23 protein-coding genes are annotated in these 25,473 nt (G+C 46.8%); 8 read left to right on the forward strand and 15 right to left on the reverse strand.

The annotated features are described in order from the left end of the window. Positions 1-62 precede the first annotated feature (62 nt). The 4 genes from aroQ (at position 63) to aat (ending at position 3,118) form a co-directional block, all read left to right on the forward strand. The gene (gene aroQ, locus ACI0FF_RS11110; protein ID WP_419796918.1) at positions 63-506 is read left to right on the forward strand and encodes a type II 3-dehydroquinate dehydratase; all 444 of its coding nucleotides are present in this window, start codon (positions 63-65) and stop codon (positions 504-506) included. A gap of 18 nt (positions 507-524) precedes the next feature. Beyond that, positions 525-980 carry an acetyl-CoA carboxylase biotin carboxyl carrier protein gene (locus ACI0FF_RS11115; protein WP_419796919.1) on the forward strand — a complete coding sequence of 152 codons (456 nt, stop codon included), beginning with the start codon at positions 525-527 and terminating at the stop codon, positions 978-980. Between the two features lie 12 nt (positions 981-992). After that, a complete protein-coding gene (gene accC, locus ACI0FF_RS11120; RefSeq protein ID WP_419796920.1) occupies positions 993-2,336 on the forward strand; it encodes an acetyl-CoA carboxylase biotin carboxylase subunit in 1,344 nt (447 codons plus the stop codon). Positions 2,337-2,437: 101 nt separating this feature from the next. Next, positions 2,438-3,118 (forward strand): leucyl/phenylalanyl-tRNA--protein transferase, encoded by a 681-nt coding sequence (gene aat / locus ACI0FF_RS11125; RefSeq protein WP_419796921.1) that lies wholly within the window; start codon positions 2,438-2,440, stop codon positions 3,116-3,118. Here the strand turns inward: aat and ACI0FF_RS11130 are convergent. From ACI0FF_RS11130 to ACI0FF_RS11150, 5 genes are all read right to left on the reverse strand, one after another. Beyond that, positions 3,040-3,462 (reverse strand): DUF2155 domain-containing protein, encoded by a 423-nt coding sequence (locus ACI0FF_RS11130; RefSeq protein ID WP_419796922.1) that lies wholly within the window; start codon positions 3,460-3,462, stop codon positions 3,040-3,042. The genes aat and ACI0FF_RS11130 overlap by 79 nt on opposite strands. Next, entirely contained in the window at positions 3,459-3,923 is a 465-nt protein-coding gene (locus ACI0FF_RS11135) for an outer membrane lipid asymmetry maintenance protein MlaD (protein ID WP_308419095.1), read from the reverse strand. Before ACI0FF_RS11135 ends, ACI0FF_RS11130 begins: the two co-directional genes overlap by 4 nt. An 18-nt stretch (positions 3,924-3,941) precedes the next feature. Continuing rightward, positions 3,942-4,409, reverse strand: a complete 468-nt coding sequence (locus ACI0FF_RS11140; RefSeq protein ID WP_419796923.1) for an outer membrane lipid asymmetry maintenance protein MlaD — start codon at positions 4,407-4,409, stop codon at positions 3,942-3,944. A 100-nt stretch (positions 4,410-4,509) separates the two neighbouring features. Then, the gene (locus tag ACI0FF_RS11145; protein ID WP_419796924.1) at positions 4,510-4,863 is read right to left on the reverse strand and encodes an NADH:ubiquinone oxidoreductase subunit NDUFA12; all 354 of its coding nucleotides are present in this window, start codon (positions 4,861-4,863) and stop codon (positions 4,510-4,512) included. A gap of 96 nt (positions 4,864-4,959) precedes the next feature. Further along, complete coding sequence (locus ACI0FF_RS11150) at positions 4,960-6,774, reverse strand: putative bifunctional diguanylate cyclase/phosphodiesterase (RefSeq protein WP_419796925.1); 1,815 nt, start codon at positions 6,772-6,774, stop codon at positions 4,960-4,962. A 655-nt stretch (positions 6,775-7,429) separates the two neighbouring features. On the opposite strand from ACI0FF_RS11150, the gene ACI0FF_RS11155 reads away from it, so the two are divergent. The 3 genes from ACI0FF_RS11155 (at position 7,430) to ACI0FF_RS11165 (ending at position 12,851) form a co-directional block, all read left to right on the forward strand. Beyond that, on the forward strand, positions 7,430-11,092 hold the full coding sequence (locus ACI0FF_RS11155) for a vitamin B12-dependent ribonucleotide reductase (RefSeq protein ID WP_419796926.1): 3,663 nt from the start codon (positions 7,430-7,432) through the stop codon (positions 11,090-11,092). A gap of 150 nt (positions 11,093-11,242) precedes the next feature. After that, positions 11,243-11,713, forward strand: coding sequence for a RidA family protein (locus tag ACI0FF_RS11160; RefSeq protein WP_419796927.1), 471 nt, complete (start codon positions 11,243-11,245; stop codon positions 11,711-11,713). Positions 11,714-11,768: 55 nt separating this feature from the next. After that, entirely contained in the window at positions 11,769-12,851 is a 1,083-nt protein-coding gene (locus ACI0FF_RS11165) for a GNAT family N-acetyltransferase (RefSeq protein WP_419796928.1), read from the forward strand. 3 nt (positions 12,852-12,854) lie between these two features. Here ACI0FF_RS11165 and ACI0FF_RS11170 read toward each other — a convergent pair whose 3' ends face one another. From ACI0FF_RS11170 to ACI0FF_RS11190, 5 genes are all read right to left on the reverse strand, one after another. Continuing rightward, positions 12,855-13,949, reverse strand: coding sequence for a CaiB/BaiF CoA transferase family protein (locus ACI0FF_RS11170; protein ID WP_419796929.1), 1,095 nt, complete (start codon positions 13,947-13,949; stop codon positions 12,855-12,857). Between the two features lie 99 nt (positions 13,950-14,048). Further along, positions 14,049-16,373 carry an ATP-dependent Clp protease ATP-binding subunit ClpA gene (clpA, locus tag ACI0FF_RS11175; RefSeq protein ID WP_419796930.1) on the reverse strand — a complete coding sequence of 775 codons (2,325 nt, stop codon included), beginning with the start codon at positions 16,371-16,373 and terminating at the stop codon, positions 14,049-14,051. A gap of 26 nt (positions 16,374-16,399) precedes the next feature. Next, the gene (gene clpS / locus ACI0FF_RS11180; RefSeq protein ID WP_419799703.1) at positions 16,400-16,732 is read right to left on the reverse strand and encodes an ATP-dependent Clp protease adapter ClpS; all 333 of its coding nucleotides are present in this window, start codon (positions 16,730-16,732) and stop codon (positions 16,400-16,402) included. 172 nt (positions 16,733-16,904) lie between these two features. Continuing rightward, positions 16,905-17,630: a phasin family protein gene (locus ACI0FF_RS11185; protein WP_419796931.1), complete on the reverse strand. Its 726-nt coding sequence runs from the start codon at positions 17,628-17,630 to the stop codon at positions 16,905-16,907. Between the two features lie 141 nt (positions 17,631-17,771). Further along, positions 17,772-18,440, reverse strand: a complete 669-nt coding sequence (locus ACI0FF_RS11190) for a hypothetical protein (protein ID WP_419796932.1) — start codon at positions 18,438-18,440, stop codon at positions 17,772-17,774. A gap of 120 nt (positions 18,441-18,560) precedes the next feature. Here ACI0FF_RS11190 and ACI0FF_RS11195 point away from each other — a divergent pair, with 120 nt between their 5' ends. Beyond that, the gene (locus tag ACI0FF_RS11195; protein ID WP_419796933.1) at positions 18,561-19,751 is read left to right on the forward strand and encodes a serine hydrolase; all 1,191 of its coding nucleotides are present in this window, start codon (positions 18,561-18,563) and stop codon (positions 19,749-19,751) included. 68 nt (positions 19,752-19,819) lie between these two features. Here the strand turns inward: ACI0FF_RS11195 and pgmG are convergent, their stop codons facing one another. From pgmG to ACI0FF_RS11220, 5 genes are all read right to left on the reverse strand, one after another. Next, positions 19,820-21,199 carry a phosphoglucomutase/phosphomannomutase PgmG gene (gene pgmG / locus ACI0FF_RS11200; protein WP_419796934.1) on the reverse strand — a complete coding sequence of 460 codons (1,380 nt, stop codon included), beginning with the start codon at positions 21,197-21,199 and terminating at the stop codon, positions 19,820-19,822. Between the two features lie 64 nt (positions 21,200-21,263). Continuing rightward, positions 21,264-22,580: a UDP-glucose dehydrogenase family protein gene (locus ACI0FF_RS11205; RefSeq protein ID WP_419796935.1), complete on the reverse strand. Its 1,317-nt coding sequence runs from the start codon at positions 22,578-22,580 to the stop codon at positions 21,264-21,266. A gap of 22 nt (positions 22,581-22,602) precedes the next feature. Beyond that, complete coding sequence (gene galU / locus ACI0FF_RS11210; protein WP_419796936.1) at positions 22,603-23,478, reverse strand: UTP--glucose-1-phosphate uridylyltransferase GalU; 876 nt, start codon at positions 23,476-23,478, stop codon at positions 22,603-22,605. 86 nt (positions 23,479-23,564) lie between these two features. Next, positions 23,565-25,004, reverse strand: coding sequence for a hypothetical protein (locus tag ACI0FF_RS11215; protein ID WP_419796937.1), 1,440 nt, complete (start codon positions 25,002-25,004; stop codon positions 23,565-23,567). Then, positions 24,997-25,470 carry a J domain-containing protein gene (locus tag ACI0FF_RS11220; protein WP_419796938.1) on the reverse strand — a complete coding sequence of 158 codons (474 nt, stop codon included), beginning with the start codon at positions 25,468-25,470 and terminating at the stop codon, positions 24,997-24,999. The genes ACI0FF_RS11215 and ACI0FF_RS11220 overlap by 8 nt, the downstream gene beginning before the upstream one ends. Positions 25,471-25,473: the final 3 nt, after the last annotated feature.

The following is a 25,473-nucleotide window of genomic DNA, read 5'->3' on the forward strand; positions in this document are numbered from 1 at the left end:
ATTGCATGCTGTGTAAGGCATGCTATAACGCTAGGACTACTTCGCAACATTAATAGCAAAAAATGTCGAAAAGAATTCTCATACTGAACGGACCGAACCTGAACATGCTGGGCACGCGTGAACCGGACGTATACGGACACGAAACCCTTAAGGATGTTGAAGATATGTGCAAAACTTGCGCATCCGATCTTGGTTTGGACATCGACTTCCGTCAATCCAATCACGAAGGCAATCTTGTCGACTGGATTCAAGAAGCAAAAGAGTCCTTTGACGCCATTGTTATTAATCCGGCAGCTTATACCCATACCTCTGTCGCCATCCTTGATGCGCTGCAAGCGGTGGACAAGCCTGTCATCGAAGTACATCTATCCAACATTCACAAACGTGAGGCCTTTCGTCACACATCCTATGTTTCCAAGATGGCCACAGGCGTTATCTGCGGGTTGGGATCACAGGGTTACATACTGGCGTTACAGGCGTTCTCACGTCTCCTTTCAAGTCGCTGATGAAGAGAATCAATTATAATGGCTAAGGATAAATTCAATAGCGAACTGGTTCGCGAACTGGCTGAATTGCTGAACGATACCGGTCTTACTGAAATCGAATACGGTCAGGACGACTGGCACATTCGTGTTGCTAAAAACATTACCGTAACTGCAGCGGCAGCCCCTGTCGCAGCTGTTGGCGCTGCTGCCCCTGTTGGCGGCGCTACACCAGAGGCCGATGCCGGTGACCCGGCAAATCATCCTGGTGCAGTTACATCACCGATGGTTGGTGTTACATACCTTTCACCGGACCCCGATTCACCGCAGTTTGCCTCTGTCGGCGACACGGTTACTGAAGGCCAAACTCTCTGTCTGATTGAAGCCATGAAAGTCTTCAACCCCATCCACGCGCCGAAAGCCGGAAAAGTGACGCGCGTGCTGGTTAGTTCCGGTTCACCCGTCGAATTCGGCGATCCGCTTTTCATTATCGAATAATAGGGCTTGCCCATGTTTGAAAAAGTCCTGATTGCCAACCGTGGCGAAATTGCCCTGCGCATCCATCGCGCCTGTAAAGAAATGGGTATTTCCACAGTTGCCGTTCATTCCACGGCTGACGCCGATGCCATGCATGTGCGTCTCGCCGACGAGGCTGTCTGTATCGGTCCGCCGCCCAGTAAAGATAGCTATTTGAATATTCAAGCTATTTTATCTGCGGCAACCATTACAGGTGCCGATGCCATCCATCCCGGTTATGGTTTCCTGTCAGAAAATGCCAACTTCGCCGAAATGGTTGAAGAACACGGCTTTACCTTTATCGGTCCGACACCGGAACACATCCGTATGATGGGCGATAAAATCACGGCCAAACGAATTGCTGAAGAAACAGGTATGCCTGTTGTTCCCGGTTCCAAAGGCTCTGTCGATTCCGTCGCAGATGCTTTGGCAATTGGTGAAGAATTTGGTTATCCTGTTATCGTGAAAGCCACCGCTGGCGGTGGTGGACGTGGCATGCAGTTGGTCCGCAATCCTGGTGAGATGGAAGTTAACTGGAAAACAGCACGCACCGAAGCCCTCGCGGCATTTGGCAATGCGGATGTTTACATTGAAAAATTCCTCACCAAACCGCGCCATATTGAAATTCAGGTTCTGTGTGATACGCACGGTAATGCTGTTCATGTGGGGGAACGCGACTGTTCATTGCAACGACGAAACCAGAAAGTTCTGGAAGAAGCCCCTTCCCCGGCATTAAATGACGCCCAACGCAAGGAAATTGGTGAAACCGTTGCCGATGCAATGCGCAAAATGAAATACCGTGGCGTTGGAACGGTCGAATTCCTCTATGAAAATGGCGAGTTCTTCTTTATCGAGATGAACACGCGTTTACAGGTGGAACACCCGATTTCAGAAATGATCTCCGGCCTCGACCTCGCGCGGGAACAAATTCGTGTCGCTTCCGGTGCACCGCTTGGTTACACACAGGACGATATCAAATTTCAGGGGCATTCCATCGAATGCCGTATTAATGCGGAAGATCCGGAAAACTTCATGCCGTGCCCTGGCAAAATCACCGATTATCATGCCCCCGGCGGCCTGAGTGTCCGTGTTGATTCTGCCCTTTATTCGGGTTACAGAGTGCCGCCGCATTATGACAGTATGATTGCCAAACTGATTGTACATGGCAATAATCGGAACGAATGCCTGATGCGTTTGCGTCGCGCCCTTGGTGAATATGTCATTGGCGGGATTAAAACCTCTATTCCTCTCCATCAAAAACTTCTGGAAAACCCGGATTTCATTAATGGGGATTACGATATCAAATGGCTGGAAAAATTCGTCGGCCTGACTGATTAAAAAAACAAGAAAGCCGTCACTTGAACAAAATTCAAGCTGACGGCTTTCTTGTATTTAAATTCCATCTCCTTATATATAAATCAATGAGATAAGGAGTTCACATGGACAGAAGCGAACGATATGTCATTACGCCCGAAACATTACTGCGGGCATATGGCGCCGGTGTGTTTCCAATGGCAGAAACACGAGAATCACGGGATTTGTTCTGGGTTGATCCGGAAATGCGCGGTATTTTCCCACTGGACGGATTAAAGATATCACGCTCTTTACGCAAAACATTACGCCAAGGGAAATTTAAGGTTACCTGCGATACGGCCTTTGACAAGGTTATGGAAAAATGTGCAGAAAGCACTGAAGATCGTCCCGACACATGGATGAATGAAGATATTTTTCGCCTTTATAACGAACTTTTCCGCATGAACTGCGCGCACAGTATCGAATGTTGGCAAGACGGGGAATTGGTTGGCGGCCTTTATGGCGTTAGCCTCGGTACTGCTTTTTTTGGCGAAAGTATGTTTTCACGACGCTCCAATGCCTCAAAAGTCGCCTTGGTACATCTGGTCGCACGCCTGCGATTATCGGATTACCAACTTCTGGACAGTCAATTTATTACCGATCATCTCGCGTCAATGGGGGCGATCGAAGTTCCGCGTCAAAGTTATCATTTGATGCTGGATAACGCGATGCAGACAATTTCAGCCTTTTATTCAGACCCAACAGAAACAGAATTATCTGAGGAATTAGAGACCATGTTCTTGCAATCCAGAACCCACACGTCATAAACCGGATGCTCCATCGGGTTTAGAGCTGGACTGGATGCAAACATCCACCCCCGAAACACAGAAGAAGCAGCTTCGCCCGGTTTGACTTCTGAAATATCTAAAAAGGCAGCACTTTCAGGCGTTTCTGTTGGCGGACGCTTATCACATTTGCGCGCAATGACTTCTAAACTCCCAAATTTAATAAATTGTCCAACAGGGACCTCTAAACGAGACACCCTGGCCGTTACCTTATCAAGTCCTTGCAAAATTGCCGTGTCGTAGGGTTCCGCATAAGCAAGCTGATTGATCAACATAGAAGCAGACAGTGTCAAGATACCGCCCCATTGGGTACATGATAAAGTCACTGTTGCCCCTCCCCGCCGGTTGCGAGGAATATAATTTCACCGACTTGATCTTCCAGAGATTTAAAATCTTTCGTATTCTCGATAGAGCCCCCCGCTTCCACAAAGTTCTCACGATCGGCACCTGGTTCCAGACGAACATATTTGCCACCTATCAAGCCGCCACTGACAATTGAGGCAACGGTATCGGCGGGTAATTTCAAATCAGGACGAATGGTCATTGAAATAACGGCATCGTAAGTCTCGTTATCCAAAGTGCTGTCTAACACAGAACCGACCTTAATACCGTTCATGCGCACATCACTGCCCTTTTGTAACCCGCCGATTTTTAGGAATGCGGCCTTTACTGTATACCCTTCAACGGATTTAACCTGTGCTTCATTCAATGCAATATAAAGGAAGCCCGCAGCAACCAGCAACACCACGCCACCCATCACCGTTTCAACGATATTTTTACCCATCATTTCTTCGTTACCTTCCTCTTATTCTTCTTTTTGTGCGCGTTTGGATTTACCTTCGGCGATAATCAGTTCCAAAAGTTCTTCAACAACAACAGAGCTTTGCGCCATATCTATACGACCACCGTTATTGAGATAATTTTCGTCCCCGCCGGGTTCCAACTCAATGAACTTATTACCAAACAAACCGTCCGTATGAATGGCAGCCGAAGTATCAAGCGGCAAGCGTACATTTTTTTCAATCGCCATTGTAACAACGGCACGGTAATTTTCATTGAGATCTGCGCCCAAGACATAACCGATGCGAACACCGCCCATACGAACGTCCGACTCTTCTACCAACCCATCAATGCGGCTGAACGTCGCAGACACTTTATATGTCTGCTCATTACCCGTTTCATCGGATTTTCCATAAGAAATGAGGATCGCCAGAACCAATCCCAAGAAAGTCAGGCCACCAACGGTTTTCTCTCTACGTGCAGAATACTTCACGTCAATCTCTCCCTAGCCCATTCGCACCTGCCCCGGCACGAAAACGGGCGCCTAAAAGCGCCCGCAAATCTTAGAGGTCTACAGCCATAAATTCAATGACTTATTCGGGTTGCCACGCTTCGTAATCACCTGTCGCGCGCGCGCGCTGTCCACCTTGGCGCGCATCACCTTGCGGGAAATATGCGTTTGTCGTCCCCGTCAAGTTCGGCAGGTGTTCTTTTTGCCATTGCTTGGCTTGAGTTGCTTCTTCTGTAAGCGGTTCAGAAACAGTGTGGTGCAACCATGCATGCCATTCTGCTGGTACCTTGGAAGCTTCTGTCACTCCACGATAAACGACCCAGCGGCGCTCACGGCCCTGAAGCTTCTTTTTGTTGCGATAGTATTTGTTACCGAATTCGTCGGTACCGACCAACGTGCCGTTAAGCCATGTGTAAACACGTGTTCCGATTGTCATATCAATTCAACTCCGAAGCCCCAAGCGGGGTACCATTGTCAATCACGCGATGTACGCGTATAAAATTCCTAGGCCATGTTTAGTCGATTAAGCACATTACTGCAAGACTCTGTAATCAGAAAATCCACCCTCTTTTAGTATTTTTTCCATATCCTCAGCAGGAACCGGGCGACTAAACAAAAAACCCTGCCCTAAATCACAGCCTTTTTCTTTCAAGAACTCAAACTGCTCTTGCGTTTCAATGCCTTCGGCAACCGTCTTTAACCCCAAGGCTTGCGCCAACCTGATAATCGCATCCACAATTGCCGCATCACGTTCATTGTGGGTCACCTCATTAATAAAAGCCCGATCAATTTTCAGCTTGGAAATGGGCAAACGTTTTAAATAAGATAACGAAGAATATCCCGTTCCAAAGTCATCAATAGATGCCATGACACCAAATTCACGCAGATCATTGAGGGTCCGAATGGCAGAATCGGGTTCTTCCATCACAGAACTTTCTGTCAATTCAAGCTCAATCAATTCCGGCGGGGTGCCGGTTTCTTTTAAAACATCACTCATCAACTGTAAAAGACGTTCAGGCTGTGCAAATTGTCGCCATGATATATTGACCGCCATTGGTATGGCCCCGTAACCGGCCTCCAACCATCGTTTTGCCGTCATACAGGTTTCATAAAGAACTTGATGGCAAATATCACCGATCAACCCGGCTTCTTCTGCAACCGGTATAAATTCACCCGGCCAAACCAATCCAAGACGCGGATGACGCCAACGCACCAAGGCCTCCATAGCCGAAATCTCTCCGGTTTTCACATCGATTAGCGGCTGGAAAAAAGGAATGAATTCTTTACGCAGGATTGCTTTGCGCAATCGATTCTCATAAGCTAAGACCCGTAAAGCCCGTGTATTCATTTCCTCAACATAAAAACGATAACCACCTGGTGAGGTCAAATGGGCACGACGCAAAGCCGTATCCGCATTCATCATCAGACTTTCGGCATTTTCACCATCACGATGAGCCAAGCTGATCCCCATACTGACACTGACATCAAGACGACGTGTACCAACATCAAACGGAATTTTCATGCGTTCCAAAATACGTTCGGCAATCTCAGCAACACTCATATCGCTTTCAATATGACGCAAGACAATTGAGAAACTTTCCGCCCGTGGATGGGCTAAAAAGGTTCCTTTGGGCAAAAACTCGGCCAATTGACTTGCCACAGTTGTCACCAATCGATTTGCCGTTTCCTGCCCCAATGTATCATTGACCAGATCCAACCGATCAATCGCCAAAGCCAAAATGGCAAAATTCTCGTCTTTATCCTCAAACAAAATATTGAGATGTTCTTCCAGAGCCATCCTGTTGGGCAATTGGGTCATCTCATCATGGTAAGCGAGATATCGTAGCCGTTCATCCAACAGGTGCTGTCCGGTGATATCCATTGCCGCCCCGTCCCAGATCGTTCCCTCTTTATTATGGACAGCTACATTGGCAAAAACGCGAATGCACAGTTTTCCGAGAGTATCATCTTGCAAACGGACTTCTTCATCAAAAGGCGTATGGTTTCGCGCTGAACGCCGTAAACGCCGAAAAAGCCTTTGACGCGACCCCTCATCCAATAAATTCAGAAAATTATTGGAATCTCGCGTAATTGCTTTTTCATCACCGCCCATCAAAGAGCTGATCGTTGAACTGATATAAGGAAAAGAAATTTGTCCCTGTGCATCCATTTCCAGCCGAAACAAAGTAACCGGTAAATTACCGATCATTTTCCCCAAACGATTTTCTGATTCACGCAACGCATCACTAAGTTGGCGAATTTCCGCTTTCAATTCCTGCGGAGTTTTATCATCGACGGGTGCCTGTATTTTTTGTTCGAGCGCAGTTTTATTGTTTTCTTTAGTCAATTTAATTGGTCCCACCCAAAATTCTCGTTGGGGATCATAGCACAAGTTTCTCGATTTTCCCTGACTTCTGATCTCTTTATATAGAATATGATCACAATATTTATTTAATCTTTCTATAACCTATAGCCTAAAAAGAATTCTGGAACAATTCCAACTTTTGAAGTGTATTTTTTATAAAGAATTGCGATTCTTTTATCCATTTGCAGTAAAAAATAAGTGGAATTCCTGTCAGACGAGCAAGTTAAATTCGATTCTCGCCAGAGTTTCCTTAGCTTTTGTATATTCCTGCCCCCCCACACCATACCTAGTGCACATGAGCGCAAGCAAACACAAGGGGTTGCGAGATTTTGACTAGAAAAGAAACAATTCAAGAGGTTTTTTATGATTTTTTTTGGATTTTTTTTTCCACAGGGAAAATGTATCCAGAATCGGCAGTGTTACTAACGTTTCAATTATTACGAATTCAAAACGGTGAATAACTATACTTTGGTAGTACCTTGAAATCCATTTCATAAAATGTTCTACATCTTGTGCCCATGACGGAAGAAGGCACCCACAATATAGGTGTGCACAACGTTCTGGGACGGGATAACCACAAAATTTTGTTTAACGATTTAAGCCATTCTTTTAAAAGTAAGAGGCATCAGGGGCATCAATGCGTATTCAACGTCATTTCACGCACGAAGATAAATCACCTTACGACGGTCTTGTCTTTCGTAAAGCAAGTAGCGAAATCCGTAACCCGGACGGTTCTGTCGTCTTTCAGGCAAGCGATCTGGAAGTCCCGGAAAGCTGGTCACAGGTTGCCTGCGATGTACTGGCACAAAAGTATTTCCGTAAAGCTGGCATTCCCGCTGTTTTAAAAGCAATTAAAGAGAAGGACGTCCCACAGTGGTTATGGGCAAGTGTTCCGGATCAAGACGCGATGAAATCCATGCCTGCTGAAGACCAATTTGGTGGCGAACATTCTGCCAAACAGGTTTTTGACCGTTTGGCCGGGACTTGGACGTATTGGGGCTGGAAAGGCGGCTATTTCGATAGCGAAGCCGACGCACGTGCCTATTTTGACGAAATGCGTTATCAACTTTGTGCCCAAATGGGTGCGCCGAACTCCCCGCAATGGTTTAATACGGGCCTGCACTGGGCTTATGGTATTGACGGTCCGGCCCAAGGTCATCATTACGTCGATTTCAAAACTGGTAAACTGGTACGCTCCAAATCCTCTTATGAACATCCCCAGCCTCACGCCTGTTTCATTCAGTCCATTCAGGATGATCTGGTCAATGAAGGCGGCATTATGGACCTTTGGGTACGTGAAGCCCGTCTCTTTAAGTATGGTTCAGGTACCGGTTCCAACTTCTCCAACGTACGCGGCGAAGGTGAGCCTCTGTCCGGTGGTGGTAAATCCTCCGGCTTGATGAGCTTCCTGAAAATCGGTGATCGCGCAGCTGGTGCAATTAAATCCGGTGGCACCACCCGTCGCGCAGCCAAAATGGTTGTCGTCGATGTCGATCACCCCGACGTTGAAGAATTCATCTCTTGGAAAGTCAAAGAAGAACAAAAAGTCGCTGCCCTTGTTGCAGGTTCCAAACTCGCCCAAAAACATATGGGTGCCATTATGGAAGCTTGCTGCACGGCAGGCGACAGCGAAGATGCATTTGATCCCAAGCAGAACAAGCCGCTGAAAAAAGCCATCATTGCCGCGCGCAAATCCATGATCCCTGAAAACTATATTCAGCGTGTCATTGAATTTGCCAAGCAGGGCTATACCGATATCGAATTTCCGGCCTACAATACGGATTGGGATTCAGAAGCCTACACAACAGTTGCAGGCCAAAATTCCAACAACACGGTCCGTGTTTCCAACGAATTCCTGCAAAAAGTACTCGATGGTGGCGAATGGGAACTGATCAATCGTAAAGACGGCAGTGTTGCCAAACGCATCAAAGCCAAAGAACTTTGGGAAAATATCGGTTACGCTGCATGGGCCTGTGCCGATCCGGGTATCCAGTTTGACAGCACCATCAACGAATGGCACACCTGCCCAAGCGATGGTCGCATCAACGCGTCCAACCCTTGTTCAGAATATATGTTCCTTGATGATACCGCCTGTAACCTTGCCTCCTTGAACCTGCTGCAATTCACCAAAGAAGATGGCACGTTTGATGTTGCCTCTTTCTCCCATGCGGTTCGCATCTGGACGGTGACATTGGAAATCGCAGTTATGATGGCACAATTCCCATCTAAGGAAATTGCACAACGATCTTACGATTACCGGACACTTGGGCTTGGTTTTGCCAATATTGGCGGCTTGCTGATGGCTTCCGGCCTGCCTTATGACAGTGCAGAAGGCCGCGCTTTATGTGGCGCGATCACCGCCTTGATGACGGGTGAAGCCTATGCAACTTCTGCAGAAATGGCACAAAGCTTGGGTGCTTTCCCGGGATACGCCAATAACGCAGATCATATGTTGCGCGTTATTCGCAACCACCGCCGCGCTGCACAAGGCCTGAAAGACGACTACGAAAACCTTGCTGTTCTGCCGGTTCCACTGGATGCCTCCAATTGCCCGGAAAGCAGCCTTGTGGAAGCCGCCCGTAAATCCTGGGATCGCGCTTTGGAACTTGGCAACGAACATGGTTTCCGTAACGCACAGGTTTCTGTGATTGCACCGACAGGTACAATCGGTCTGGTTATGGATTGCGATACAACGGGGATTGAACCAGACTTCGCCCTTGTAAAGTTCAAAAAACTCGCTGGCGGTGGGTATTTCAAAATCATCAACCGTATTGTTCCGCAATCCCTGATCAAACTGGGCTATACGGAACAACAAGCCAACGACATGATCCGTTATGCTGTCGGTCATGGCACATTAAAAGGTTCCACCTTCCTGACCCACGAACAACTGCGGGAAAAAGGTTTTGATGACGAATCTTTAGAAGCATTGGAAAAGGCACTTGCCGATGCTTTTGATATCAAGTTTGCCTTCAACAAATGGTCACTTGGTGAAAAGTTCTGTGTCGATAAACTGGGTATCAGTACCAACAAGCTAAACGATCCTTCTTTCGACATGTTGGTCGAACTTGGTTTCAACAAAACTGAAATTGACAATGCAAATACATATGTTTGCGGTTCCATGACATTGGAAGGTGCGCCTCACCTGAAAGACGAACATCTACCCGTCTTTGATTGCGCCACACCCTGTGGACGTAAAGGGACACGTTTCTTGTCTGTTGAAAGCCACATTCGCATGATGGCGGCTTCCCAGTCCTTTATTTCCGGTGCCATTTCCAAAACCATCAATATGGCCCATAACGCCACGGTTAAGGATTGTAAAGAAGCCTACTTGCTGTCATGGCGTCTGGGTTTGAAAGCCAATGCGCTCTATCGTGATGGTTCCAAACTGTCCCAACCGCTACAGGCACAAATTCTGGAAGATGAAGATGCGGATGAAACATTCGCAGAAGCCGTTGCAGATCAACCGGCTGCAAAACGCGCAGAACTAGTGGCTGAACGCATCGTAGAACGCGTTGTTGCCCAACGTCGCAAACTGCCGAACCGCCGTAAAGGCTATACACAAAAGGCTTCTGTCGGCGGTCACAAAGTTTACCTGCGTACAGGGGAATATGAAGACGGCCAATTGGGTGAACTTTTCATCGATATGCACAAAGAAGGCGCTGCCTTCCGCTCTTTGATGAACAACTTCGCCATTGCCATTTCCTTGGGCCTGCAATATGGCGTTCCGCTGGATGAGTTTGTAGAAGCCTTCACATTCACACGCTTTGAGCCAAGCGGTATGGTGGAAGGTAACGACACCATCAAAATGGCATCTTCCGTCCTTGACTACATCTTCCGCGAGCTTGCGGTATCTTATATGGATCGTTCCGACCTTGCCCACATTAAACCGGACGATTTGCATCATGATACCGTTGGTGGGGGTGAAGCCCAATCCGAACTTCCGCAGGAAGATAAGGATAAGGCAAACCAGATGATTGAACGTGTTGCCTCCCAAGGTTACATGCGTGGTCGCTTCCTGGTTTTTAAGGGGACGCCGGGCGAAGGTTCTGATGGATCCCCCAGTGGTGGTTCCGTCAGCGGTTCTGCTGCAAGCGGTACAGCCGATCTGGCAGCCGCAGCAACTATCGACGGCGAACCTGATATTTTTGAAGAAACCGACCAAAAGCTGGAACAAATCCGCGAAGCCCGTATGAAAGGTTATGAAGGCGATGCATGCCCTGAATGTGGCAACTTCACCTTGGTGCGTAACGGCACCTGCCTGAAATGCGTGACTTGCGGTTCAACATCTGGTTGTTCCTAAGCTCTACCAAATAAGACGAAGCGAAGACTGAATAAAGGGGAAAGCGTACCATTTTGGTAACTTTCCCCTTTATTTTTATAAAATTCACTTGTTCTTTCCCCCTCTTCACCTAAATTCAAATTATTGATATTCCAAATAAAAGGACTGAAAATGGCTGGTAAAATCGAAACACGCCTGCAAGAGTTAGGGATCACCTTACCCAAAGCCAATAAAGCGGTTGCTAACTATGTGCCCTATGTCATAACCGGCAACCTTATTTTCGTTTCCGGCCAAATCACCATGTTGGATGGTGAATTGAAATATATCGGTCGCTATGGTGAGAATTTAAGCGTGGAGGATGGTATGGCAGCATCCCGTTTATGCGGCCTTCATCTGATTTCTCAAATTAAAGAAGCCGTCGGTGGCGACCTTGATCGGATTACACGGGTTGTCAAGCTGGGTGGTTTTGTCGCCAGTATGCCAGAATTTACAGACCAGCCTAAAATTATCAACGGGGCCTCTGACCTGATGGTCGAAGTATTTGGCGAACCTGTCGGACAACATGCCCGCGCGGCCGTGGGTGTGGCTGCCCTGCCCCTTGGTGTTTCTGTTGAAATTGATGGTATCTTCGAATTTGCCTAACATCACGCAATTTGAACGCATAAATCAAATTGACCCACAGATGTGGGATGCATGTGTGGGCGAGGATAACCCCTTCGCCACACATGCATTTTTGTCCGCATTAGAAGATAGTCATTGTGTCCACCCCGATAACGGATGGTTGCCACAACATCTTGTTTTAACTGATGATAACGGGCGCATTAACGCCTGCACTCCTCTTTATTTAAAAAGCCATTCTTACGGCGAATATGTGTTCGACTGGTCATGGGCCGAAGCTTATGAACGCGCTGGCGGGCGCTATTATCCCAAGCTTCTTTGTGCCATTCCTTTCACACCGGTAAGTGGTCAACGCCTGTTAACACATCCTGATTGCAGCACGGAAAATAAGAAACAACTTCTAACCCATCTGCTTGGCCATGCTGAAAAAATCGGTGTCTCCTCCCTTCACATCAATTTTGCCGAAAAAGATGAATGGGAGATGATGCAGGATTTGGGAATGTCAGGCCGAATTGGGCATCAATATCATTGGACAAACCATCATCATAAAAACTTTGATGATTTTCTAAATACCCTGTCATCGCGAAAACGAAAATCAATCCGCAAGGAACGAAAATCCGTTTTTGAAAATGGCATCAAACTAACAACACTCAGCGGATCTGAAATTCAGGAACATCACTGGGACGCATTTTACGATTTTTATCTCGACACATCGGGACGTAAATGGGGGCACCCTTATCTCAATCGGGATTTCTTTTCCCTTTTAGGCCAACGCCTTGGCGATCAAACCATTTTGGTACTTGCTCTGCAAGATCAACATATTGTTGCCGGTGCCTTAAATTTAAAAGGCAAAGACACCTTGTTTGGGCGTTATTGGGGCTGTCAGGAAGATTATCGTTTTTTACATTTCGAAGCCTGCTACTATCAGGCGATTGATTATGCCATTGCCAATCAGTTAAAGCGCGTAGAAGCCGGTGCCCAAGGCCAACATAAAATTCAACGCGGATATCTACCCGTTGAAACCTACAGCGCACATTGGATTGCAAACCCTTCATTTCGCAACGCGGTTGATGATTTTCTAACCCACGACAAAAGAGTCAATCGCATGGAAATGCAAGAATTGATGAAACTTTCACCTTATAAAAGTAACCCGCAATCGTAAGATTTAAAGGGCCTGAAGAAGGTCTTCAATCGTGACTTCTTTCATGGCCGGACGCGCTTTGGGCGGTTGATTATCAACCCACGCCGGATAGCGTATTTCATCCCCAAACGCAATTTGGCGGGCCTGAACATGCGGATGAGCCAAAACCGCATCCGGTGTATGGATCGGTTCCATACAACAGTCAGCTGGTAATAACAGAGCCGCCCATTCATCCAAGGTACGCGCCTTAAACAAATCACGTAAAGTGGCAATCAAATCATCTTGGGGCTGCGGTTCATTTTGGCGAGCAATCAAATCTTCCCGTCCGACTGCCTTACAGAAATTTTGCCAGAATTTGGGTTCAATCGGTGCAAAGGCAAAATGGCGATTGTCTTTTGTTTCATAAATCCCATACCAGGCTGCAGCACCACCGGTCAGTTCCCCTTGCCCACAGGCATCGACCTTGCCTTGGGCCGCAGGTGTCAAACTCAGATAATTCCAGCTTAAGGCGGCCTCAAACAGGCTTACGTCAATAAAAGCCCCCTGCCCTGTACGTTCACGTCTAAACAAGGCTGCCAGAATAGAACTCACAGCCTGCATTGCCCCGCTATGATCCGCCAGTGGCGGGAAAATCGGCACAGGCCCGCAGTCTTTGTGCCCGGTCTGTGACAAGGCCCCTGTTAAGGCAACGTATGTCATATCATGGCCTGCAACTTGCGCATAAGGTCCGTTTTGTCCATAACCGGACAACGCACAATGCACCAGTTTCGGGTTCATTTTTTTCAAGGTGTCATGGTCAAACCCCAAGCGCCCCATCACACCGGGTCGAAAGGATTCCAAAAGGACATCGGCCTTTTCCACCAACTTAGTAAAATCGGCCTTGCCCTCTGTCGATTTTAAATCAATTTTAACAACGGATTTCCCCGCATTCAATTGTTTGTAAAGGGGAGAAATTCCGTCATCACCTTCCATAAAGGCAAAACGCATCGGATCGCCAACAGGCGGTTCCACCTTAATGACATCGGCACCCAGATCACGCAACGTCATCGTCGCAAAAGGACCTGGAATATATTGGGAGAGATCCAGAACCAGAATATTTTCCAAACAATTGTCGAACATAGGTGCCTCTTCTAATCAAGATAAGGTCATTCCTCCCATCATGGGGAAGAATGACCAATTTTCTTAATCTAGGCACAACATTGTTTGGATAGCAAACATTTATTTCACCGTTGCTGGCACCTTGCTTGCTTTTTTGTCCGTGTTGCGTTTCGGTTTGGCGGCTAATTCTTCTTGCGGAAATTCAAAAACAACTTTGTTATTCTCGATCTTGACCTTAACCAATCCACCCGTCACGAGTTTGCCAAACAGCAATTCTTCGGCTAATGGCTTTTTGATATGTTCCTGAATAACACGGCTTAATGGACGGGCACCGTAATGTTTGTCATAACCTTTTTTACCCAACCATTTGCGTGCTGCCGGTGTCAGTTGAAATTCAACGCCGCGATCAGCAAGCTGGCCTTCCAGTTCCATGATAAACTTATCAACGACTTTACCAACCACATCTTCAGACAGATTGGCAAACGGGACAATCGCGTCCAAACGGTTGCGAAATTCCGGTGTAAACAGTTTTTCAATCGCTTCCAGATCTTCACCTTCGCGGCTTTCTCGACCAAAGCCAATGGCATTTTTCGCCAAATCGGCTGCCCCGGCATTGGTAGTCATAATCAGAATGACATTGCGAAAATCAATGGTCTTGCCATTGTTATCCGTCAACTTGCCATGATCCATCACCTGCAACAAAATATTAAACAGGTCGGGGTGTGCTTTTTCAATTTCATCCAACAAGACAACGCAATGCGGATGTTGGTCTACTCCATCGGTTAATAACCCGCCTTGGTCAAATCCAACATAACCCGGTGGTGCACCGATCAATCGGGACACACTGTGACGTTCCATATATTCAGACATATCGAAGCGTAACAGCTCCACCCCTAAGGTGCGGGATAATTGGCGGGCCACTTCGGTTTTACCGACCCCGGTGGGACCAGAAAACAGATAGCTACCGATCGGTTTATCCGGTTCACGCAACCCGGCCCGTGACAGTTTAATCGCCGTCGATAACTTATCGATGGCCAAATCTTGCCCGAACACCATCCGCTTGAGGTCGTTATCCAGACTTTTCAGCGTTTCTTTATCATCTGTCGAAACGGATTTCGGTGGGATCCGGGCTATTTTTGCAACCGTATCTTCCACATCTTTCACCGTTACCGTTTTGCGGCGTTTACTTTCCGGCAGCAACATGCGCGATGCCCCGACCTCATCAATCACGTCAATCGCCTTATCCGGCAGCTTACGATCCCCGATATAACGGGCCGAGAGTTCAACCGCCGCACTCAGCGCATCATTGGTATAACGTACCTTATGGTGCGCTTCGTAATAGGGTTTCAGACCGCGCAAAATCTTGATGGTATCTTCAATGGATGGTTCCGCAACATCAATTTTTTGGAAACGGCGTACAAGGGCACGATCTTTTTCAAAATGGCCTCGATATTCCTTATAGGTCGTTGAACCGATACAACGCAACGACCCACTCGCCAAAGAAGGTTTCAGCAGGTTCGACGCATCCATTGCCCCGCCACTGGTTGCACCAGCCCCAATCACCGTGTGAATTTCATCAATAAACAACACTGCATGAGGGCGGGCTTCCAATTCTTTGACAACGGCTTTCAAGCGTTCTTCAAAATCTCCCCGATAGCGGGTTCCAGCTAAAAGCGCGCCCATATCGAGGGCATAAATAATCGCTTCATCCAGAACTTCCGGCACCTGTTTCTCAACGATACGCAAGGCCAAGCCTTCGGCAATTGCTGTTTTTCCCACACCGGGATCACCGACATACAGGGGATTGTTTTTGCTACGACGGCACAAAACCTGAATTGTGCGGTCCAATTCGGCCTGACGACCGATTAACGGATCAATTTTTCCTTCTTTTGCCTTTTCATTCAGGTTGACGCAATAGGTATCCAATGCCTTGGCGCGGCCTTCTTCACCTTCTTCACCCTGTTCCCCGTCGCTGTCCGCCCCATGAACAGGGCGATCTTCAGAAAGGCCAGGTACTTTAGCAATCCCATGAGAGATATAATTGACCGCATCAAGGCGGCTCATATCCTGAATTTGCAGGAAATAAACGGCATGTGATTCTCGTTCGGAAAACAGGGCGACCAAAACATTCGCGCCTGTGACCTCTTCGCGCCCCGAAGATTGAACATGAATGGCCGCACGCTGCACAACGCGCTGAAAACCACTTGTCGGGGACGGCTCAATTGGGCTGTCATGGCGTAAATCGCCCAGTTCTTCATCTAGAAAAACGACCAAGTCTTCGCGCAGTTGATCAATTGATACATCACACGCACGCATCACGGCAACCGCATCCGGATCCTCAATCAAGGACAAGAGCAAATGTTCCAGTGTGGCCATTTCATGTCGATGTTCCGTCGCGAGGGCCAAAGCGCGATGAAGGGTTTGTTCCAAATTTCTCGATAGCATTTTTATATCCCTTCTTTGCCGTTACGTTATTCGTCCTTTTCGATCGAACACTGCAATGGATGTTGATGTTGTCGCGCCAGATCCATCACCCGTGCTGCCTTCGTTTCAGCAACTTCATAGGTAAACACGCCGCACAGGCCCACCCCTTTGGTATGAACATGCAACATGATCTGTGTTGCCTCTTCCTGATTTTTACCAAAGAAACGTTCCAGAATATGGACAACAAATTCCATCGGCGTGTAATCGTCATTCAACAACAACACCTTATACATTGATGGGCGTTTGGTCTTTGATCGCGTTTTTACAGCAATACCCACATCACCGTCGTCGTCATTGTCTCTATGATCTTCGTTACTCATTTTCATTTATCAATCGTTTATACAATCCATTGTTCCGGTCCGTATCCGGTTCCTTTAATATTAGTCCGTTTTATGCGTGATGAAACCCCCCTAGGTGAAAATTGCGCATAAAAAAACACCCGATTATGAAAACCGGGTGTTTTTAAAGCTAAGCTTTTAAAACAAAAATGTTTTAAGCAGCTGTTGTCACGTTAAGTTTTTCAACGCTAGCTTCAACACGCTCTTGCAGCGGTTTTGAAGCTTCTTCAGCAATTTTTGTAGAGGCTTCAGAAATGCGTGTCGCATTTGCCATCATTTTATCGTAACCGGATTTCAACAACTCAGCTTGAAGTTCAGCAACTTCCTGCGGTGTTTTACATTCAAATACTTTTTTAGAAGCTGCCATGTTTTCTTCAATAGACGTGCGAGCCATTTCAGCAAACAAAGAAGCTACATCCTGAACGCCTTTAGCAGCGATTGAGGAAGATTTGACGAATGCGTCAACATTGCTTTTAGAGAAAGCCATTGCATCTTCCACAGCTTTGAATGTGTCGACACCTTCAACTTTAAAGAATTTTTCCATTTGCTCTTTAGAAAATTCGAACATTTCGTTGTAACCTTCCTGAATTTGGGTAGAGAGAAGTTCAAGTTTAGCTTCCAAAACAGGTTTTTCCTCTGTTGCGGAAGTTTCCTTAACAGTACTGGTTGCCTTTGCAGGCACAGCTGTAACCGTTTGCGTTTTTACTTCGGTTTTCGCTTCCACAGCTACTGCTGCTTTCGGAGTTGTTTCTACGACAGCTTCAGCCTTCACAGGTGCATTTGCTTTTTTTGCAGCTGCGGCTTTTCTGGCTGGCGCTCTACGCGCTGTTGCTGTGGACTTTGTGGCAGGAGTCGGAGCTTTCTTGTCAGTGCTAGTCATCTTCAACCTCATCAGCGAAAACTTGGAATTTTGTTAACATCTGCACTGCTTAAATCTTGCACCGCAGCATTTAACACAAGATATCATAAAATTGAGCTTGGTCAACTATTTTTTTGCACCGCAACAAAATTTTAAATTGTCTTACCCACCTTCAAATCCAATCAACCCATTCCTTCCAACTTGCAACAAAAACGGGTTTACGTCACTCATGCTCCCCCAAATATCCAATGGTGACAATCGCTTAGGCTCCTTCACCTTAACGCCAGATGTATCAAGGGCTAGAAGTAAATCATCAAAGGTCATCGCGTCCCATCTTTTTGAAGGCCACAAGTACGCGTTAAAGTAAAACACCCCATCAACACACGCGGCCACTGTCCAATAAAATTTATCGGAATAGAGGCGCAAACCTCTCGGTGAAGGTTGCAGTGCAGCACTCGAAATAAGGGAGTTTTTAATATCTTTCAACACCTTATCGGTTACTGATATTTCCGAAGAAACACCCCGCCAAGGCCCTAAAAGATCTTGAACGGACGTTTGCCGCAAATTGGCTTCACCTGTGACTAAAGTCTTTATTTTACCTGCATGAAAGAAAACATCATACGTGCGCGTTTGGCGTTGATAAATTCCGTTATAGACAAATCGGTAACGATCCGCACCTAAATCGGCACAAACTTTGCGTATGTCATCTCCATTCACATAGCTAAACCAGGTGAACTTTCTTGTGACCGGGTTTTCCAATCCCCCTTGATACGTACAGGAGGTAACGACAATGATCAGCATCAATGCAAAAAAGACGCGAAGAATAGACATTTCTTTAAGAATCCTTCATTTTGTTTAACTCTTTCTTATCAAACTGCAGGCACACTGACCATGAAGCATTTCACATGATGAAATTTATTGGGCACATCGGACGGGACAGGTTGCGAAAAAATGAGCGCTAGAGCACACTATCGAACATTTCAAACAACAAAACAAACAGCGGTTAAATGGGGACTGGTGGCATTTATTGCCTGCATGAGTGTTCTCAGCATGCCTGCTCAGGCAAAATATGCCTCTTTTGTCATGGATGCAGAGACAGGGAAAGTTCTACATGACACCAACGCGGATACGCGTAATTACCCCGCCTCTCTAACAAAAATGATGACCCTTTTCATGCTGTTTGAAGCCCTGGAAAGTAAAAAGGTCACCCTTGATACAAAAATGCGTGTTTCACGTCGCGCGACATGGCAACCCCCTTCTCGCTTGGGCTTAAAACGCGGAAGTCATATCCGGGTCGAAGATGCGATTTATGCACTTGTGACCAAATCCGCCAATGATGTCGCCACGGTTGTTGCTGAACATTTAGGCGGTACGGAATGGGAATTTGCCAAAGAAATGACCAAAAAGGCCAAAGAGATCGGCATGACGCGGACAACATTTCGCAATGCCTCCGGCCTGCCTCATCGTCGCCAACTCAGTACAGCGCGCGATATGGCAAAACTCGGCAATACATTGTGGAAACGTTTCCCGCAATATTACAGCTACTTCAAAACGGAACGTTGGACATACAAGGGCCGCACCTATGGTAATCATAACAAGCTGATGGGAAAATACGACGGTATGGACGGCATTAAAACCGGCTATATCCGTGCCTCTGGCTTTAACCTTGTATCCTCCGTTAATCGGGGGGGGCATCGTCTGATCGGGGTTGTCTTTGGCGGTAAAACAGCCACACAACGCAACAATGTCATGGCGCGTATTCTTGACCAATCCTTCACAAAGGTTGACCCACAAATGATGGCTGCCTACCAGAAAGAAACAAAAGCTAAAGAACAACAACGTGTTCAGGAGGTCGCAGCTAGCCGTCGCTCAACAGACTGGGGCGTTCAGGTTGGGGCTTTTGGTACATATTCCAAGGCTGAGCGTCAGGCCATAGCAGCCGTAAAGCGCGCCCCAAGCTATTTAAGCGGTGCACAAACTATGGTCGTCCCATTGAAAAACGGGCGAAAATCAGTTTATCGAGCCCGTGTTGTTGGCGTTGAAAAACGCGAAGCATATCGTGCCTGTCGTGCACTCAAAAAAATGCGTCAGCCTTGTATGGTGTTTCGATCTAAATCCACACAAGTTGCTCTAAACAAATAAAAAACATAGACAATAAAAAACGCCCTCAAAAAATAGGGCGTTTTTTTTATTTAATTCCAGAGAAAAACCTAAAAATCCGGTGCCGCGATTTGGCTGGCTTCCAGTTGTTCCACGAGGTTTCCTTTCAAACGCTCCAATCCCGCCTCGTCTTTTGCTTCACAACGCGCAACAAGAACCGGTTGAGTGTTAGAAGCTCGTAATAGCCACCAACCGTCTTTAGTGACAACACGCACCCCATCCACATCAATCACCTTAAGGGTCGTGTCCCCAGCTAAACGTACCTTAACTTCTTCTGCCACGGCAAATTTGCGATCTTCAGGGCAGTCAAAACGTATTTCCGGTGTATTGATCATTTTCGGCATACCGTCCAGCATACTATCCAGGGTTTCATCCGTTTGTGTCAGAATAGATATCAATCGGATTGCCGCATAAAGCGCATCGTCAAAACCATAATAACCATCTTTAAAGAAAATATGGCCGCTCATCTCACCGGCGAAGGGAGACTCAAGCTCTTTCATCTTGGATTTAATTAGAGAGTGCCCGGTTTTCCACATCATCGGCTGACCACCCATGCGGGCAATCTCATCAAATAAGACCTGAGACGCTTTGACATCTGCAATGACGGTTGAACCGGGTTTACGGGACAAAATTTCTTTTGCCCAAATGACCATAAGCTGATCCCCCCAAAGCACACGGCCTTGACTGTCAACCACACCGATGCGATCACCATCACCATCAAAAGCGATCCCAAGGTCACAACCTTGTTTCGCGACACACTCTTTTAAATCCACGAGGTTTTTTTCAACGGTTGGATCGGGGTGATGGTTCGGGAATGTCCCGTCAATATCCTCAAACAATAAGAAATGTTGACCGGGGAGCTTGTCACAGATCATGCGCATGGCTTCACCTGCCACACCATTTCCGGCATCCCATGCAATTTTCAAATCTCGCCCGGGTTTAAAATCGGATAAAACACGTTCCACATATGCATTCAATAATGGATGTTGCGTACTTTCCCCTGTCCCGCTTTCAAAATCTTGGGCTTGAATAAGACGTCCAAGGTCTTGGATATCTGCACCGAAGAAAGACAAGCCGGACAACATCAATTTCATGCCGTTATAATCGGGCGGATTATGTGATCCAGTAATCATAAGACCCGCATCGCTGTTCAACGCATAGGTCGCATAATAAAGCATCGGGGTCGGACCACGTCCCACTTCAAACACCTGAAGCCCGCAGGCGATCAAACCTTTCACCGCAGCAGCAGCCAATGCAGGTGAACTCAGCCGCCCATCATATCCGACAGCAACAGATTTGCCACCAGCACGCACAACACGCGTTCCAAAGGCACGCCCCAATTGTTCAACAGCTTCTTCGGTAAATGTATCATCAACAATGCCGCGAATGTCGTATTCACGCAAAATATTGGGATCAAGGGAAACGGTCATATCTCTTTCCTTTATAATCTATGTACAAAAATCCCCGCCAGAAGCGGGGATTTTATGGATACATTTAAACATCCAGTTTGGGTCGCCCAATACAGCTATACTCAAAACCAGCGTCTTTCATTTCCTGACGATTATAGATATTGCGTAAATCAATCATCACCGGGGCTTTCAACAGGCTTTTGACCCGTTTTAAATCCAGCAAACGAAATTCATTCCATTCCGTAATAATGACCAATGCATCTGCACCATCCATTGTAGCGTAGGAATTTTCTTTCCATTCCACATTCGGTAACAATTCTTTGGCTTCTGTCATCGCTTCAGGATCAAAAGCAACGATTTGTGCCCCTGCAGACTGCAATGCCGGAATGATATCTAGGCTTGGTGAATCGCGCATATCATCCGTATTGGGTTTAAAGGCGACACCTAAAATAGCAACCCGTTTCCCGTCAACCGAACCGCCACAGGCTTCAATCACCTTCTGCGCCATTTTCTTTTTACGCTCGGCATTCACTTCAACAACCGTCTCAATGATTTTCAAAGGGCTGTCAAACTGCTGGGCTGTACGTACCAAAGCCAACGTATCTTTTGGGAAACAAGATCCACCATAACCGGGACCGGCATGCAGGAATTTTTTACCAATCCGACCATCCAGGCCAATGCCTTTAGAGACGGCCTGAACGTCTGCACCAACCTTTTCACACAAATCCGCAATTTCATTAATAAAGGTAATTTTTGCCGCCAAAAATGTATTGGCTGCGTATTTAATCAGTTCTGATGTGCGGCGTTGCGTAAATAATATCGGTGTTTCAATCAGATGCAACGGACGATAAAGCTGGCGCATAACTTCCTGTGCCCGCTCGCTTTCCGTACCAATCACCACACGGTCCGGGCGCATAAAATCTTCAATTGCCGAACCTTCCCGCAAAAATTCGGGGTTTGAGACCACATCAAATTCGGCATCAGGGCGTGTTTCACGGATAATTCTTTCAACCTCATCCCCGGTTCCAACCGGAACGGTGGACTTATTGACAATAACCGTATAACCATCCATCGCTTCTGCAATTTCTTTTGCAGCAGCATAAACATACGACAAATCAGCATGACCGTCACCACGGCGTGTCGGTGTTCCAACAGCGATAAAAACAGCATCCGCCGCCTTTACAGCTTCGGTTAAATCCGTTGTGAATGCCAAACGACCACCACTGACATTATTTTCCACCAACTTATCAAGCCCCGGCTCAAAAATCGGCATAATATTTTCATGCAGTTTAGCAATCTTTGTTTCGTCTTTATCGACGCAGGTAACGTTGGTTCCAAATTCTGAAAAACATGCACCAGAGACAAGGCCGACATATCCGGTACCGATCATTGCAATACGCATAGGGTTTCCTACTAGGTTAAATCTATTGTGTGAGTTCGCTCAGAATATGCTGCACACCATCGCGCAGATCGTCACGAGCCAAGGCAAAGGCTAGGTTGGCTTCGATAAAACCCAACTTCGAGCCACAATCATAACGCCGACCTTCAAAACGCAATCCTCTAAATTCAATATCAGGGATTGTCTTGGCCATAGCATCGGTTAATTGAATTTCATTTCCAGCACCTGTTTCCTGTTTGTCTAGTTCCGCAAACACTTCGGGCTGCAAAATATAACGGCCGATAATGGATAGGTTCGATGGTGCATCTTGCGGATCTGGTTTTTCAACAAGACCATTTGCCTGTGCAATACGACCATCATCCTGCACCACACTCAGCACACCGTATTTATAAGTCTCTTCACGCGGCACTTCTTCAATCGCAACCACGTTTCCACCGGTTTGATTATAAACATCCATCATCTGGGCAAGGCAGCATTTATTCTGCGCCAAGACCAAATCATCGGCCAGCAAAACAGCAAAAGGTTCATCCCCGATCAATTCTTTCGCGCACCACACCGCATGACCAAGACCCTTTGGTTTCATTTGCCGTGTGTAAAAAACTTTACCCGGTTCGGGAAGAATATCCAAAACGGTTTTATGAATATCTGTTTTACCCTTTTCAACCAACGCATCTTCCAATTCGTACGAATGGTCAAAATGATCTTCCAGCGCTGTTTTTCCACGCCCTGTCACAAAGATAAACTGCTCAATACCAGCCGCAATCGCTTCTTCAACTGCATATTGGATGAGAGGTTTATCCACAACAGGCAACATCTCCTTTGGCAAGGCTTTCGTCGCCGGTAAAAAACGAGTACCCAACCCGCCAACTGGGAAGACAGCTTTCCTGACTGGTTTTGTCATATTTATCCTCAGACTTCATCAATAATGGACACGGCTTTGTGCCACAGCATACCGTTTAACGCAAGTAAACGCGCAACGAAATTATACTATTTTTTTATTTCACCACTGCGATAATCGCGCCACAATTTTCTCGCCTTCGTACAGTTCCGAAGTTTGATCGTTTGACTGGTGCGGATCGCATCTACCTTCAAAGCAATGGCCGCTTTCGCCTGCGCATAAACAGACTCGCAATAAACCTTGGCGACAGCGTCCGGACCATTGGCTTCCCAAGCTTCGACATTATCTTGTTTTTTGGCGGTTTGGCTGGTGAAAGCTTCTTCCATTTTTTTCAAATTCCCCTGCAATGCCTGCAAAATGGCATCTTCACGTTTTTTGCTGTTCACCTGCCCTTTCATACCTTCAATACGTACATGCTGCTGTGCCAGTTCCCCGACTCTGACCAATTCCAGAATAAGTTCTTCAACCGTTTGAAAAGCTATTTCATGTGTCACCATCATCATACGTTTTTCTGGATGACTGCGCCGATGGTCATAAGTCGCAAACAACTTACTATCGGGAAAGCGTCTTTCATGATAGCGCGACGGCGGCATATAATGGATCTCATCCAAAAAGTTCACCTTATCGCGCAAAACCACAGGAAGTTCGCGCGCCTTCTTGATCGCTTCACTCATTTGAGAGAGAAACTCTTTCGTTTTTACATCCCCATAAAGCGAGCCATAAATCTTTATTTTTCCATATTGAGTGGCAATTTGATCCTTAAATTCAGCATCATCCAGTTTTGCAAACAAATGACGCTGCGCGGCCAACACGAGACTGTAAGCCAGTTGTCGCGGTGATTGATCATGTAAAAAACCGGCAGAAACCTGAACCCATTCATTTTCTTTATCCCACTGAATGAAACGGTCACTTCCTTCGCCCGATGGTAAAATTTCCAAGGCAGGAATAAGCTGCACGAACGGCGAAAAATAAGGTGCAACAGCCTCCACCTCGTTTAATGCCTCGTTCAAACGCGTTGCAAAAGCAGCAAAAATATCTTCATCCAATTTTTCATGGCGGATAATGGGGAAACGTCCGACGACCTGAAAATCGTCTCCTTTGGGCTGTTCAAGTGCGCCTGACGCGCAATCGACTTTTGCTGGGCGCCAGTTTTTCGCCCATGCCAATCCTGTATTTGCAACCTGATGCCGTGCGGAATCAACTGCGCGTTTAACAATATCCTGAGCAGCAACATCCCCGCCCCATGCCGCCAATTGTGACCACATAATTGCTTTTTCCAGCGCCATGTCGCCCCGCGCTTCTTCTAAGAAATATTCCGCAACATGACGCTGCGCCGGGGCAATTGCCGCATGGGCCAGTTTCAAGAACGTCTTCTGCGCGCTTTCCACATCCCCATACTTTTTCCGGTGAAGGGCAGCTTTGTAAGTCGCAACAACGGTTTGCATATCGCAAAATTCAGTCGCCAACGCACGATGTGGGAAAAAGGCAATAAGCCCCCCAAGCAATACATACAAAAAACACTTAATCATTCAGCAAGATGTCCTTTGCCTGATTGATTTGTGACGCCAAATAATCCGATCCCCCCTTATCTGGATGCACTTGCGCGATCAAGCGATGGTAAGCAGCTTTTATCTCCTCGACACTCGCGCCTTCTTCCAAGCCCAAAATGGCCAATGCTTCCTGTCGTGTCATTCCATTGCCGCGTGGCGGCGTTTTTGGAGCACCTTGGTCTTGTCGATACCATGACCGGGCCGTTTTACCGATATTGAACAAACTATGAAAACGCCGAAACCAGACATATAAGGCCGGAAGCCCTGCCAACGCCCAGCCTAATCGACCACTGACAAGCAAAAAGACAATTAGTAAAAGGAGCAAAAGGCCGATCACCCACTTCAACACCCGGATCACGTCTTTTGGGTTTGCCTCAACAAACCAGCGCCCCAGAAGGTACAGGCACAATAAAACTGCAAACCCAAGTAAGAGATAGGCGATCATAAA

The organism is Terasakiella sp. 4MB5A (assembly GCF_050058155.1).
GTDB lineage: Bacteria > Pseudomonadota > Alphaproteobacteria > Rhodospirillales > Terasakiellaceae > Terasakiella > Terasakiella halodenitrificans.

Bases quoted from the DNA above. Each gene is read 5' to 3' on its own strand.
- aroQ (WP_419796918.1), top strand. From the start codon at position 63: ATGTCGAAAAGAATTCTCATACTGAACGGACCGAACCTGAACATGCTG.
- ACI0FF_RS11115 (WP_419796919.1), top strand. From the start codon at position 525: ATGGCTAAGGATAAATTCAATAGCGAACTGGTTCGCGAACTGGCTGAA.
- accC (WP_419796920.1), top strand. From the start codon at position 993: ATGTTTGAAAAAGTCCTGATTGCCAACCGTGGCGAAATTGCCCTGCGC.
- aat (WP_419796921.1), top strand. From the start codon at position 2,438: ATGGACAGAAGCGAACGATATGTCATTACGCCCGAAACATTACTGCGG.
- ACI0FF_RS11135 (WP_308419095.1), bottom strand. From the start codon at position 3,923: ATGATGGGTAAAAATATCGTTGAAACGGTGATGGGTGGCGTGGTGTTG.
- ACI0FF_RS11145 (WP_419796924.1), bottom strand. From the start codon at position 4,863: ATGACAATCGGAACACGTGTTTACACATGGCTTAACGGCACGTTGGTC.
- ACI0FF_RS11155 (WP_419796926.1), top strand. From the start codon at position 7,430: ATGCGTATTCAACGTCATTTCACGCACGAAGATAAATCACCTTACGAC.
- ACI0FF_RS11160 (WP_419796927.1), top strand. From the start codon at position 11,243: ATGGCTGGTAAAATCGAAACACGCCTGCAAGAGTTAGGGATCACCTTA.
- ACI0FF_RS11170 (WP_419796929.1), bottom strand. From the start codon at position 13,949: ATGTTCGACAATTGTTTGGAAAATATTCTGGTTCTGGATCTCTCCCAA.
- clpA (WP_419796930.1), bottom strand. From the start codon at position 16,373: ATGCTATCGAGAAATTTGGAACAAACCCTTCATCGCGCTTTGGCCCTC.
- clpS (WP_419799703.1), bottom strand. From the start codon at position 16,732: ATGAGTAACGAAGATCATAGAGACAATGACGACGACGGTGATGTGGGT.
- ACI0FF_RS11185 (WP_419796931.1), bottom strand. From the start codon at position 17,630: ATGACTAGCACTGACAAGAAAGCTCCGACTCCTGCCACAAAGTCCACA.
- ACI0FF_RS11190 (WP_419796932.1), bottom strand. From the start codon at position 18,440: ATGTCTATTCTTCGCGTCTTTTTTGCATTGATGCTGATCATTGTCGTT.
- ACI0FF_RS11195 (WP_419796933.1), top strand. From the start codon at position 18,561: ATGAGCGCTAGAGCACACTATCGAACATTTCAAACAACAAAACAAACA.
- pgmG (WP_419796934.1), bottom strand. From the start codon at position 21,199: ATGACCGTTTCCCTTGATCCCAATATTTTGCGTGAATACGACATTCGC.
- ACI0FF_RS11205 (WP_419796935.1), bottom strand. From the start codon at position 22,580: ATGCGTATTGCAATGATCGGTACCGGATATGTCGGCCTTGTCTCTGGT.
- galU (WP_419796936.1), bottom strand. From the start codon at position 23,478: ATGACAAAACCAGTCAGGAAAGCTGTCTTCCCAGTTGGCGGGTTGGGT.
- ACI0FF_RS11215 (WP_419796937.1), bottom strand. From the start codon at position 25,004: ATGATTAAGTGTTTTTTGTATGTATTGCTTGGGGGGCTTATTGCCTTT.
- ACI0FF_RS11220 (WP_419796938.1), bottom strand. From the start codon at position 25,470: ATGATCGCCTATCTCTTACTTGGGTTTGCAGTTTTATTGTGCCTGTAC.